Origin of the sequence: Lunatimonas sp. (genome assembly GCF_020832325.1) — a bacterium.
Classification (GTDB): domain Bacteria; phylum Bacteroidota; class Bacteroidia; order Cytophagales; family Cyclobacteriaceae; genus Lunatimonas.
The window spans coordinates 1-12,931 of record NZ_JAFIEU010000038.1 but is presented as its reverse complement, the minus strand read 5'-3'; the positions used below and the strand labels follow the sequence as shown (position 1 = coordinate 12,931).

The window sequence follows — 12,931 nt, the reverse complement described above, 5'->3', positions numbered from 1 at the left end:
TTATTATCCATTATCAGTAATACATCCTTCCGATGCTGTAGATACTAACTGAGAATATTTTTTTAACGTTCCACTCAAGTGGCTCAAGTCTTTGTTTTTCCAACTTTTTCTTCTCTTTTCGAACTCCTCCTCCGACACATTGCAACTGATGGTCAGTGTATCCGCATCGATGGTGATTTCATCCCCGTTTTGGAGCAATCCAATCGGGCCACCCATATAGGCTTCTGGAGTAACGTGGCCAACGACAAAGCCGTGGGTTCCGCCGGAGAAGCGACCATCGGTGATCAATGCCACATCTGCGCCCAAACCACCGCCAATGATGATGGAGGTAGGCTTTAGCATCTCAGGCATACCGGGACCTCCTTTAGGACCCACGTAGCGTATCACCACTACGTCGCCTTTTTCCACCTGCTTGGCTTTCATGGCATCATTGGCTTCCTGCTCGCTGTCGTACACCTTGGCCTTGCCGGTAAACGACTTGCCTTCCTTTCCGGAAATCTTGGCTACAGAACCTTCCGGAGCGAGGTTTCCGGTAAGCACACACAAGTGACCAGTCTCTTTCAGCGGCTGCTCTATGGGGTGAATTACAGCGTCTTTGGAGGGTACCAGTGCGGGCACATCCTTCAAATTCTCTGCCAAGGTTTTGCCTGTCACGGTCATGCAATCGCCGTGTAGGAGCCCATTGTCCAAAAAGTACTTCATAAAGGCAGGAAGGCCGCCGATTTCATGTAGATCTTCCATCAAAAATTTGCCGCTGGGTTTGAAATCACCCAACACCGGAGTCTCCGCATTGATGCGTTTAAAATCCTCCAGGCCGAAGTCCAAGCCTGCCGTCCGGGCAATCGCCAACAGGTGTAATACCGCATTGGTACTGCCACCCAAAGCGACCACTACCCTTACGGCATTCTCCAGACTTTTTTGTGTGACAATATCTTTTGGCTTGATGTCCTTTTCCAATAACAGCTTAATGTACTCACCTGCTTCTTGACATTCCTGCCGCTTTTCCGGTGAGGTAGCCGGATTCGTAGAGCTATACGGAAGCGAAAGGCCCATGGCCTCAATCGCTGAGGACATGGTGTTGGCGGTATACATCCCGCCACATGCACCGGCACCGGGACAGGCGTTCTTAATCACGCCCATGTAATCCTCGTCCGTAATCTCGTTTTTGATCTTCTTGCCGTATGCCTCAAAAGCAGATACAATATTCAGCTTCTCGTTTTTATACTTACCTGAGCGAATCGTACCTCCATAGACCATGATGGCGGGGCGATTTACCCGTAGCATGCCCATCACGGCGCCCGGCATGTTCTTGTCGCATCCAGCTACGGCCACAATCCCATCAAACGAATGCCCCAATATAAATGACTCTATGGAGTCTGCTATAATCTCACGGGAAGGAAGGCTATAGCGCATGCCGGCCGTACCCATAGAAATCCCATCGCTGATACCAATGGTATTAAACACCAAGCCGGTGAGTTTTGCCTTAACGGTAGCATCTTTAATCTCCTTGGCAAAATCGTTCAGGTGCATATTGCAGGGATTGCTCTCGTACCCACAGCTCGCTACGCCCACAAAGGGTTGCTTCATTTTCTGATCTGTGAGGCCGGTCGCATAAAGCATGGCCATTGCAGCAGGGTTTTCCTGATTATCACTTACTTCCCAGCTATATTTTTTCGAGTTGCTCATCTGTTTCCTGAATGGTTTGTTAATTGCTTATAAAAAAAAGTGCTTCACCTGAATGAAGCACTTTACTGATTTGGTCTAATTTCTATACAATAGTTCAGCGCTTCACCTTTTCTGGATGAGAATGACGACAAGGCTAATAATGCTGACGGTGCTGAACATAACTAATATCTAATTTGAGGACTTTCGTGGCCTGTAGTTCGTTTGATTATGCAATATTAAAACCCTTATCTCACACTTACAATATTTTATTTCTTTTTTTCATGGAGATGAAAAACGACATTAACGGATTTTACAATATTGAGCGAATTTAAATTTATATTTCAAAAAAATAAGAAATTTTATTCGTAAATTAAATGTTTTATTTAAAAATACAAAATTATATTTTGTTGTTAATTTTTTTACTAAGACCGGTTTGTTTTTTCCCGTCTCCCTCAATCCGAAAGATAAGGATATTATTTTACGTTCAAAATTTTTTCGGTTTATTCAGCAATTTGATTTTCTCGCCTGCGGCCTGCTATCGCCTATTCACTACCTTTGCAAACCAACACACATTGGAACCACGCATGATTGTTTTCCCTAACGCCAAAATCAACCTAGGCCTTTACATCACTTCCAAGCGCAGCGATGGATTTCACGAAATCCAAAGCTGCATGTACCCCATCCCCCTGTGCGATGCCTTGGAAATCCAAATCGCCAAGAAAACGCGCTTTGAATCCTCGGGCATTCCCATTCCTGGCAATCCGGAAGACAACCTGATTCTAAAGGCCTACCGCCTGCTAAAGAAAGACTTTCCTGACCTCCCTCCCATTTCTGTTCATTTACACAAGCATATCCCTATTGGAGCAGGACTTGGGGGTGGCTCCGCGGATGCTGCCTTTGCACTAAAAAGCATGAACACCCTGTTTGAACTCTACTTGGAAGACTGGATATTGGAGGATTATGCCGCTCAGTTGGGCAGCGACTGCCCTTTTTTCATCACCAATCGCCCCAAGCTGGTAAGCGGCAGAGGAGAATTGATGCAGAATAGCAACCTGGATCTAAGCGGTAAATGGATTCTGCTGATCTATCCATCGATCCATATCGGTACCAAAGAAGCATACTCGGGAGTAACCCCCAAACCCATGAGCAGCAGTCTGAAAGAATGTTTGGACAACCCCCGGGAGTGGAAATCCTGCTTACAAAATGATTTTGAAGAAAGTATCTTTCCCAACCATCCCGAAATCCATTTCCTAAAAAACCAACTTTACGGATTAGGCGCATACTATGCGGCCATGTCGGGATCGGGATCTTCCGTATTTGGGCTGTTTGAGGAAGAACCCCCAAAGGTAGACGCGGAAAGTTCCCATTTTAGTTTTCGTAGCCAGTTATAGATGGGCTTCGCATTGTCTCAAGCGCGCATCAAACGCTTGGACGCTTTTCTTTTCTCGTACAAATTGATCAGTGGGTATAAACACACCGCAGAGAGGATGATTAAAGTCCCCCAATAAAACGCAGTGGACATTTTTTCAGACTCACCAAAAATCAACAGTGCCAGTATGATGCCATATACCGGCTCCAAATTAACGGTCAAATTTACTGCGAAAGCCGTGAGCCGCTTCATCAGCTCTACAGATACTGTAAATGCAAAGACGGTGCATACAGTCGATAGAATCAACAGCCAAAACCAATCCATGCCCTGCGGCCAAAAAGAAACACCCGATTCCGTAAAATAAATGGAGTAGACCGGCAAAAACAGGGCTGCAAACAAAAAAGCCCCGATCATTTCATAAAAAGTTATCGTATAATGGCTGTGCTTTTTGGCTAATTTCCCGTTGATGACCATAAAACAGGCACAAATGAAGGCAGACAACACAGCCATGCTTAAACCTAACCAATAGCCAAACTCAAAGCTGAATATTACATACAGCCCCAATATCACGATCAATCCTAAGAGTACTTCAATCCATTTGATCTTGACCCGATTGGCCAAGGGCTCCAGGAGCGAGGTCCACAGGGAACAGGTCGCTATTCCCGCTAGACAAACGGACACGGTGGATACCCTCATAGACCAAAAGAACAAGATCCAATGCGCACTGATCAAAAAGCCTGTCAAGATAATTTTGACTATCTCTCGGCGCCCCAGACGCACGGAGCGTCCCTTAACCCAAAAGAGCAGCCCCAAGGTCAACACCGCTATCCAGGTACGGTGAAAAACAATCTCCACCGCCGATATGCTGATCAGTAAGCCTAATATTCCGGTAAAACTCCATATGAGTATAACTAGGTGAAGGGTTAGGTAGTCCTTCGTCAGTGCACTTACCTGCGTCATATTATCTGGGAACGGTCTTATATAGTATCAACCCGGTCAATGCGAAAATCATGTTCGGTATCCAAACCGCTAAAATCGGATAGGCGGTGCCGGCTTCTGCAAAGGTACGGGACAGCAAAAATAGAATAATGTAGACAAATGCCAGCAAAAACCCCAGCGCTATTTTAAACCCCGAACCTCCTCGGGTCTTCTTTGAAGACACTATCACACCTATAAAGGTCAAGATAATCGCCGCAAAGGGAGACATGAAGCGCACGTACTTTTCAATCCGGTAGTAATTGATATTGTCCGCCCCCCTGTCCAATAAAATATCGATCTGCTCCTGCAGTTTCGGCAACGTGAGGGTTTCGTGGTGGTTTTTGGGCAGGTCAAAATCCTCCGGTTTGATAGACAACACCGTGTCCATACGCTCACCGGTGGACCACTCCTCGTGCATTTCCTTAAACTCCCGCAGCTTCCAGTTCCTCACACTCCACGCATTGGTGGTAGTGTCCCATACAATCCGGTCTGCGGAGAGCTTAGCTATAAGTTCTCCGTCCCGGATCTGCTCCATGGTAAAATTATAACCTTGATTACCTGAAGTATAATACCGAGATAGGTATGCATAGGTATCGGGGGCTATCTTGATATGAATATTCTGCTGGTCAAAATTGCGCTTATCCTCCAAATACCGAACTCTAAAATCCGAAACACCCAACGTCGCAACAGGAAGCACCCAGCCATTCAACAGGAAACCCACAATCGCAATGAGTAAGGCGGAAAACAAAAAAGGCACGAGCATACGCATAAAACTCACCCCACTGCTCAAAATCGCGATAATTTCTGTTCTTCCGGCCATTTTGGAAGTAATGAAAATCACAGAAATAAACACGGTAATAGGCGTGAGCAGGTTATTCAGATATAGCCCATAATTCATCATGTACTTCAGGATTTCAGACGCCGGCACGTTATTCCGGATGTAGGCATCGTTCTTTTCGGTAAAGTCCAATACCAGCACGATCAGAATCAACATCAAAACCACAAAAAAATAGGTCTTGAGGAAATCCTTGATGATCAGTTTGTCCAATAGCTTCATGCCGGTATGTCTTTCTTTCTAATGCTGCTTGTCTTCCTTACGTAAAGGTGTAACCTTCGGTTTACCAACGCCTTACAAGCGGCGACTCACCCGCTCCACCATTCCGGTCTTCCAGGAGGCAAACTCACCGCTATTAATTTTCTCCCGGGCCTGTCCTACCAACCACAAATAAAAGGAGAGGTTGTGTATACTCGCAATCTGAGCGGCCAACATTTCCTTAGAAATGGTCAGGTGCCGCAGGTACGCCTTGGTGTATACATTGCTTATGGCGCTTTCAAACCCCATATCTATAGGGGAAAAATCAGCCTTCCATCGTTCATTTCGGATATTTATGATCCCCTCCGTGGTAAACAGCATTCCATTTCGGGCATTTCGGGTTGGCATCACACAGTCAAACATATCTACTCCCAAGGCAATACACTCGAGGATATTTGCCGGCGTGCCCACCCCCATTAGGTACCGGGGCTTATCCTCCGGCAAAATTGCGGTCACCCACTCCGTCATTTCATACATCAGTTCCGCGGGTTCTCCCACCGAAAGTCCTCCTATGGCATTGCCTTCCCTTCCCTGATCGGCTACAAAGGTTGCCGACTCGGTTCTCAGGTCTTTGAATACGCTGCCCTGAACAATCGGAAACAGACTTTGATCGTACCCGTATTTGCCTCCGGTCTCGTCAAAGCGATCGATGCATCGCGCCAACCAGCGGTGAGTAAGATCCATGGACTTCTTGGCATAGCTCCATTCACAGGGATAGGGCGTGCATTCGTCAAAGGCCATGATGATATCGGCTCCAATGACACGCTGAATGTCCATGACATTCTCCGGTGTAAACCGATGCTTTGCCCCATCGATATGCGACTTAAACACCACCCCTTCTTCGGTAATTTTCCGGTTGTCTGCCAATGAAAACACCTGGTACCCGCCGCTGTCCGTTAGAATAGGTCGGTCCCAACCATTGAATTTATGTAGCCCACCGGCAGCCTCCATGATTTCCAACCCGGGCCGCAGGTAGAGATGGTAGGTATTTCCTAGTATTATCTGGGCCTTCACATCCTCCTTTAGCTCCCGCTGATGCACGGCCTTCACAGAACCCGCAGTCCCCACCGGCATAAAAATGGGGGTTTCGATCACTCCGTGGGAAGTCTCCAAACTGCCCGTCCGGGCATTGCTGCTAGTATCTTTATGATGAAGGGTAAATTGCATGCGTTGACTGTTTGATTCCGCAGGATATGCCTGACTATCTTTATCGGCACAAAAATAGACGCATTTCCCCAAAAGAGTTGTCGATTTTGATTTTATCTTTGCCACTTGAATAAAAACCCAAGTATGGAAGAAGTAGTGTGGATGGTCTTTTTTTTCGCAGTAACTGTCCAGTTAATGTATATGCTGTTCATTTTTGGTAGGCTGGCCTTCTTCCACAAAAGATCTTCAAAAGATCTCATGCTCGACGCACAAGAAGGAGTGACCATATTGGTAGCAGCCAGAAACGAGCTGGTTAACCTGCAAAAACAGCTCCCTGTTTTGTTGGATCAAAACTATCCCCGCTTTGAAATCCTCTATGTAAACGACCGCTCAGTAGATGACACGGAAGACTGGCTAAGGGAACAGGAAGCCCAGCACCCAAACCTTCGATCCGTTCACGTGCGATATACTCCCGACCATGTCACAGCAAAGAAATATGCCCTCACGCTGGGTATCAAAGTGGCCGCCTACGATGTAATTCTGCTCACCGATGCAGACTGCATCCCCGTCTCAGACCAGTGGATCAGACGCATGACGGCCCCCGTCCGTAACCAACACAAAACGTTTGCGCTCGGACATGGTGCCTACCTGGAAGTCCCCGGCTTCCTGAACAAGCTCATCCAGTTTGAGACACTGCTTACGGCGCTGTATTATTTTTCCTTTGGGCTCTGGAGGGCTCCCTTTATGGGGGTGGGACGAAATTTATGCTACCGGAAAAGCTTCTTTCTGGAAAACAAAGCCTTTCATGGGCTTTGGCACATTGTGGGGGGAGACGATGACCTTTTTGTAAACAAGCATGCCGACAAAACAAACACTTCGGTGGTTATCCATCCAGAAAGCGTTACCATGTCCCAACCAAAAGCCACTTTCGGCGAATTTTTCACCCAAAAAAGACGGCATTTTCAGGCTGGAAAATATTATCGGTTAAAAGATAAACTTAAACTGGGTATTTATACGTTTACACACTTGGTATTTTGGGGTAGCGGCATCACACTGCTGGCCATGCAACGCTCTTGGGAACCAATTGCCCTGATTTTCGGGTTGATCTTGCTAAGAGCTTTATTGCAATATGCCATACTGCGAAATACCAAGAAAAAATTGGAAGGTGTGGGCAAAGTGCTTTGGACCATGTTTTTTGATTTTATGTATTTAATCTATTTTTGGACTATCGGAACAAAAGGGTACCTGTCAAAAACAGTTAAATGGAAATAAACGAAAGAGAGTTTTCAGACAAGGCGTTAGAGGATTTTGACCTGATAGATCGGGCTGTCAGGGATAAGGACCAGCAGGCCTATGCCACGCTGATGAAGCGCTACAAAAAAGCGGTCTATTTCATGGTACTGAAAATGATACGGGACACCGACGATGCCGAGGATCTTACCATGGAAGCCTTCGCCAAGGCATTCCGAAACCTTCATAAGTTTAAAAAAGACTATACGTTCAGTACGTGGCTGTTCCGAATTGCCACCAACAACGCCATTGACTTCATCCGAAAGAAGAAGCTCAAAACCATGAGCCTAAATAATACCCTGACCGACGACGGAGGCAATGCGGTAAATATCGATGTGGAAGACGACGACAATAATCCACAGGACGAGTTTATCAAAACCCAGCGCATAGAGATGGTCCGAATATTTGTGGACAAGCTCCCGGCCAAATACCGGAAACTCGTAAAGCTCCGCTACTTTGACGAGTTATCCTACGACGAAATCGCAGGGGAATTGGGCAAACCTCTCGGAACTGTGAAGGCACAGCTTCACAGATCCCGCGAACTGCTCTACGAAATCGCCCTGGGCAAAAGCAAACACATCTAACCCACACACCTAATCCGTTAATGGACGTTCAAGCGATTTTTTCTTATTTCCCTGGACTCACCGAGACCCAGCAACAGCAATTTGCCCAACTCGGTGAGCTTTACGCCGACTGGAACAGCAAGATCAATGTGATCAGCCGAAAAGATATGGAGCACTTCTACCTGCACCATGTGCTGCATTCCTTGGGAATCGCTAAAGTGGTGCAGTTTAGGCCGGAGACCAAGATTTTGGATATCGGCACCGGAGGAGGCTTCCCGGGGATACCTTTGGCGATCCTTTTTCCCGAAGCTAGTTTTCACCTGGTGGACTCCATAGGCAAGAAAATTACCGTGGTGAAGGATGTGGTAAAATCACTGAAATTGCAAAATGTGGAGGCCCAGCAAACCCGTGCAGAAGAACTTAACCGCAAGTACCACTTTATCGTCAGCCGTGCCGTCACCCAAATGGCCAATTTTTACCCTTGGGTCAAGCGCAAGTTCCGAAAGGAAGACGTGGATCCAGAATTCCAAAATGGCATCTTTTACCTGAAAGGAGGAGATGTGGACGAGGAACTGGACAACATGCATTTAAGCTATATCAGTTACCACTTAGAAGATTACTTCAAGGAGAAATTTTTCGAAACCAAAAAAGTTATCTACATACCCTACGAGGGCAGACGGTAAAATTTCATTTTTTTTCCCTAACTTTGTAAGTGTCAATCGGAAATAGTATGGGAAAAAGCAATCTAACCGGTATTTGCATGCTTGGAGGAATGGCCGTATTGGGATGCACCAAACCAACGTCAAATAATACCTACTATAACCAAGTTTCAATCTACGACACCGTATCGATCGATTCAAAGGGTGAACTGCTTTTTTTAAACTGGAGCCTTAGTACTGCCACCGTTTCTTCCGACCTGAGTACCTTGTACAATTTCAACGTCGACGAACCTTCTCTGGAAGTCGTAGATCTCGACAAGTATATCCTGTCCCATAAAGTCCCTTTAGAGCGGGAAGGTCCGAACGGAATTGGTCAGCGAGGCAAAGGGGGGATTTTGGCACTTTCAGATCAACTGCTGTTTTTCAAGGGATGGCCTGCTCCCTATGTAATGGACTTGCAAGGACGCAGAACCGGTCTGTTGGAGAACCTTACCTTGATCAAGTCTTCGGTGACCCCAGCCGGCCGTGATTTTATGTATGAAATCATGTATCCCGACTTTCCTAACTTGGTATTTGGCATCACAAATGAGTTTCCGGGAAAGAACTTTGAGTTTACGGTGCTAGATCTCATAGATAATTCCATCAAATCGACCACTCCGCTGTCTGCCTGGGACAACTTCTCTGACTACTCGTTGGTTTTTGATGACGGAACTCAGTTTGACCTTTGGGCACCAAGGGTCTACGTGACACTCCTTGGGCAATACATCTGTCTCAGCACAGATGTCAGCTCCGATCTATACCTTTACGATCCTAGAACCGAAACACTCATTTTCAAGGAATTTCCCCACAGCCTATCACCGAAGCATAAAACACCAACCGGGTCGATCCAAACTTCGGACCCCGCACAATTCCAAACCACCTTCCGCAAATTATACGGCGATGTATCGTTCCATCCTCCTTTTTGGGACAATGACAACCAAGTCTACTACCGATTCAGCCATACGACCACCTTCGAGAGGTCCGAAGAAGGTCTCTATCCCAAACTGACTGAGCAACAGGTTTACTTATCGGTAATTGAAGGGGATTTCACACTTTCAGCTGAGTTTTCACTAGATTTCCTAAAAGATGCACCGGCGTTTGGATTTAGCAAAGAAGGAAAAATCTGGACCTACTTAAATGTAAACGACGAAATGGGCTTTATACGGATGAAAGCACCCCATAATGCACCTTAAAGCCAACCGAAAACGGTGCCTCTAAGGTGCTTCAGGCTGAAATATCCTCAAGGATTGGTTACTTTTTCTTATAGACTATCTTAATAGGAACCCCTCTAAAATCGAAATTTTCCCGGATTCTGTTTTCCAGAAATCGGGTGTAAGGTGATTTGATGTATTGGGGCAGGTTACAGAAAAACGCAAATACCGGATTTTTGGTAGGCAGCTGCGTGATGTACTTGATCTTGATATACTTCCCTTTGATCGCAGGAGGTGGATATTTTTCGATCTCCGGCAGTATCAACTCATTGAGTTTAGAGGTGGTTACCTTCCGGGTTTTGTTGTCATACACTTCGTTTGCCAACTCGATCGCTTGAAATATGCGCTGCTTCGTGAGCGCTGAAATGAAAATGATGGGAATCCACTTATTTTCCCCGAGCTTTTCCATCATCTCGTCTTTAAAGGTCTGCATAGTCTTATGGTCCTTTTCGATGAGGTCCCACTTGTTTACCATGATCATGATCCCCTTGTTGTTTTTGATGGCAAGGGAAATCAAGTTCACATCCTGTGCCTCCAGTCCCCTTGTGGCGTCCACCATGATGACCACCACGTCCGAGTCTTCCAGTGTACGCATGGAACGCATCACCGAGTAGAACTCGATATCTTCTTTAACTTTGGCTTTCTTCCGAATACCCGCCGTGTCGGTAATGATAAAATCCTTTCCGTACAGCTTGTACCTCGTGTGGATGGCATCCCGGGTAGTTCCCGCCTCGTCTGTCACGATGGATCGTTCCGTACCCAGAAGTGCATTCAGAAAGGAGGATTTGCCCACATTCGGGCGACCCAATACAGCGATCTTAGGTACCCCGAAGTCTGGATCTTCATCCCCTTTATCTTCAAAGTTTTTGATGACCTCATCCAGCAGGTCGCCGATCCCACTACCATTGACAGCGGCAATCGGAAACACCTGCTCATGGCCTACTCCAAGGGAGTAAAACTCATTCGCCATTAGCATTTTATCCAAATCGTCTGCTTTGTTGGCCACCAAGAAGATGGGCTTCTTGCTTCCTCTGAGCTCATCTGCAAATTCCTTATCCAGGTCGGTAAGCCCATCCATGCAGTCTACGACGAATAGAATCACCGAGGCTTCATCAATGGCCAATTTGACCTGTTTGCGTATTTCCTTTTCGAAAACGTCGTCCGAACCCGTGACGTATCCTCCAGTGTCGATTACAGAAAAAAACTTCCCCCCCCACTGGGCATGCCCGTAGTGTCGGTCTCGGGTGACACCGCTAAGGTTGTCCTCGATGGCCTTACGTTCTTCTACCAATCTATTGAAAAAGGTAGATTTCCCTACATTGGGTCTACCCACTATTGCCACTATATTTGCCATTGTTATGTAATGTTATTGGTCGTAACCAAATCGCTTCAATTTGTTTTTACTTTTCCGCCAGTCCTCTTCCACCTTCACGAAGGTTTCCAAAAACACCTTTTTGGAAAAAAACTTCTCCATTTCCTCTCTGGCCTGAGTTCCTACCCGCTTGAGGGCTTTGCCACCCTCTCCGATCACAATACCTTTTTGGCTGCTGCGCTCCACATAGATGACCGCACGGATACGGATGATTTTACTCTCCTCTACAAAGTCCTCGATGGTTACCTCTGTGCTGTAGGGGATTTCTTTTTTGTAGTTTAGGAAGATTTTCTCTCGGATAATTTCGGACGCAAAAAAACGTTCGGGCCGGGTCGTAAGTTCATCCTTGTCGTAAAAGGGCTCGTGTACCGGCAGGCGGTCGAGTATTTCTTGGAGAATTCGCTCGGTATTGAAAGACTCGGTGGCAGATATCGGGATGACGGTCTCTGTTCTCAATCGTTGAGTCCAGTATTCGGTGACTTCTTCCAACCTGTTTTCTTTGTTCAGGTCGATTTTATTGATCACCAGAAGCACCGGCACACCGGAATCGTTGATCTTTTCCAGTACGTCTTCTATTTCCTCGTCGGTTTCAAATAGATCGGTTACGAAAAGGATCACATCGGCATCCTCCAGCGACATGTGCACAAAGCTCATCATGTTTTTGTGCAGCTCGTACTTTGGTTTCAGCATACCCGGGGTATCGGAAAAAACGATCTGATAATGGTCGTCGTTGATGATACCCATGATGCGGTGCCGTGTAGTCTGCGCCTTGGAGGAGATAATCGAAAGTCTTTCACCTATGAGCACATTCATCAGCGTGGATTTGCCTACATTGGGCTTACCGATGATGTTGACAAAACCCGCTTTGTGTGTGTTTTCGGTCATGACAATAGTTTTTTTGCAAAGGTACTTGTTTTTTTCCGTGTGGCAGCAAAGCTCCGGGAATAAACCAAAGAAAGTTTGGCTATTGAACAGCCCTTTTTTAGGTTATCGGAAAAAATACCAAAAAAAATGTCCGAAGAAAACATCCCTCCCAAATCCCTCAAAGTCAGCACAAAGCCCCGCAAGGACACCACCCGCTCCAAATTAAATTCCCCCAGGCCTTGCATTTGACCAGAAATACACCTACTTTTGTACCACGATTTCAGCAAAACGATGCTGATAACAAATTAACTAGCGAGACACTTTGAATTAAAGATATATCGCGGGGTGGAGCAGTTGGTAGCTCGTCGGGCTCATAACCCGAAGGTCATTGGTTCGAGTCCAATCCCCGCTACTACGAAGGATACTGGAAACGGTATCCTTTTTTTTTGACCCGACCGGAGCAGCCGTTGCTAGATCGGAGGGATCATATCCGCCTAGGCGGACTTTGGTTCGAGTCCAATCCCCGCTACTACGAAGGGTACTGGAAACGGTATCCTTTTTTTTTGACCCGACCGGAGCAGCAGGTGCTAGCTCGACGGGGTCATATCCGCCTAGGCGGACTTTGGTTCGAGTCCAATCCCCGCTACTACGAAGGGTACTGGAAACGGTATCCTTTTTTTTT

11 protein-coding genes and 1 tRNA gene are annotated in these 12,931 nt (G+C 46.4%); 6 read left to right on the top strand and 6 right to left on the bottom strand.

Annotated elements, in window-relative coordinates:
• Window positions 1-3: 3 nt before the first annotated feature.
• Complete coding sequence (ilvD, locus tag JJU34_RS13500; protein ID WP_228692907.1) at window positions 4-1,686, bottom strand: dihydroxy-acid dehydratase; 1,683 nt, start codon at window positions 1,684-1,686, stop codon at window positions 4-6.
• 563 nt (window positions 1,687-2,249) lie between these two features.
• Here ilvD and ispE point away from each other — a divergent pair.
• Window positions 2,250-3,056, top strand: a complete 807-nt coding sequence (ispE, locus tag JJU34_RS13495) for a 4-(cytidine 5'-diphospho)-2-C-methyl-D-erythritol kinase (protein ID WP_228692906.1) — start codon at window positions 2,250-2,252, stop codon at window positions 3,054-3,056.
• A gap of 17 nt (window positions 3,057-3,073) precedes the next feature.
• On the opposite strand, the gene JJU34_RS13490 is transcribed toward ispE, so the two are convergent.
• From JJU34_RS13490 to tgt, 3 genes are all read right to left on the bottom strand, one after another.
• Complete coding sequence (locus JJU34_RS13490; RefSeq protein WP_228692905.1) at window positions 3,074-3,994, bottom strand: DMT family transporter; 921 nt, start codon at window positions 3,992-3,994, stop codon at window positions 3,074-3,076.
• Window position 3,995: 1 nt separating this feature from the next.
• Window positions 3,996-5,069: an LptF/LptG family permease gene (locus tag JJU34_RS13485; protein ID WP_228692904.1), complete on the bottom strand. Its 1,074-nt coding sequence runs from the start codon at window positions 5,067-5,069 to the stop codon at window positions 3,996-3,998.
• A 72-nt stretch (window positions 5,070-5,141) separates the two neighbouring features.
• Window positions 5,142-6,272, bottom strand: coding sequence for a tRNA guanosine(34) transglycosylase Tgt (gene tgt / locus JJU34_RS13480; protein ID WP_228692903.1), 1,131 nt, complete (start codon window positions 6,270-6,272; stop codon window positions 5,142-5,144).
• A gap of 123 nt (window positions 6,273-6,395) precedes the next feature.
• On the opposite strand from tgt, the gene JJU34_RS13475 reads away from it, so the two are divergent.
• The 4 genes from JJU34_RS13475 to JJU34_RS13460 are packed head-to-tail and all read left to right on the top strand — an operon-like array spanning window position 6,396 to window position 9,995.
• Window positions 6,396-7,523 carry a glycosyltransferase gene (locus JJU34_RS13475; protein ID WP_228692902.1) on the top strand — a complete coding sequence of 376 codons (1,128 nt, stop codon included), beginning with the start codon at window positions 6,396-6,398 and terminating at the stop codon, window positions 7,521-7,523.
• Window positions 7,514-8,125: a sigma-70 family RNA polymerase sigma factor gene (locus tag JJU34_RS13470; protein ID WP_228692901.1), complete on the top strand. Its 612-nt coding sequence runs from the start codon at window positions 7,514-7,516 to the stop codon at window positions 8,123-8,125. The genes JJU34_RS13475 and JJU34_RS13470 overlap by 10 nt, the downstream gene beginning before the upstream one ends.
• Before the next feature lie 20 nt (window positions 8,126-8,145).
• Window positions 8,146-8,787, top strand: a complete 642-nt coding sequence (gene rsmG, locus JJU34_RS13465) for a 16S rRNA (guanine(527)-N(7))-methyltransferase RsmG (RefSeq protein WP_228692900.1) — start codon at window positions 8,146-8,148, stop codon at window positions 8,785-8,787.
• A gap of 47 nt (window positions 8,788-8,834) precedes the next feature.
• Window positions 8,835-9,995, top strand: coding sequence for a DUF4221 family protein (locus JJU34_RS13460; RefSeq protein WP_228692899.1), 1,161 nt, complete (start codon window positions 8,835-8,837; stop codon window positions 9,993-9,995).
• Window positions 9,996-10,053: 58 nt separating this feature from the next.
• Here JJU34_RS13460 and der read toward each other — a convergent pair whose 3' ends face one another.
• The gene (gene der, locus JJU34_RS13455) at window positions 10,054-11,367 is read right to left on the bottom strand and encodes a ribosome biogenesis GTPase Der (protein ID WP_228692898.1); all 1,314 of its coding nucleotides are present in this window, start codon (window positions 11,365-11,367) and stop codon (window positions 10,054-10,056) included.
• Between the two features lie 12 nt (window positions 11,368-11,379).
• Entirely contained in the window at window positions 11,380-12,270 is an 891-nt protein-coding gene (gene era / locus JJU34_RS13450; RefSeq protein WP_228692897.1) for a GTPase Era, read from the bottom strand.
• 318 nt (window positions 12,271-12,588) lie between these two features.
• Between era and JJU34_RS13445 the strand changes: the two genes are divergently transcribed.
• Window positions 12,589-12,661 (top strand) — tRNA-Met (locus JJU34_RS13445).
• Window positions 12,662-12,931 lie beyond the last annotated feature (270 nt).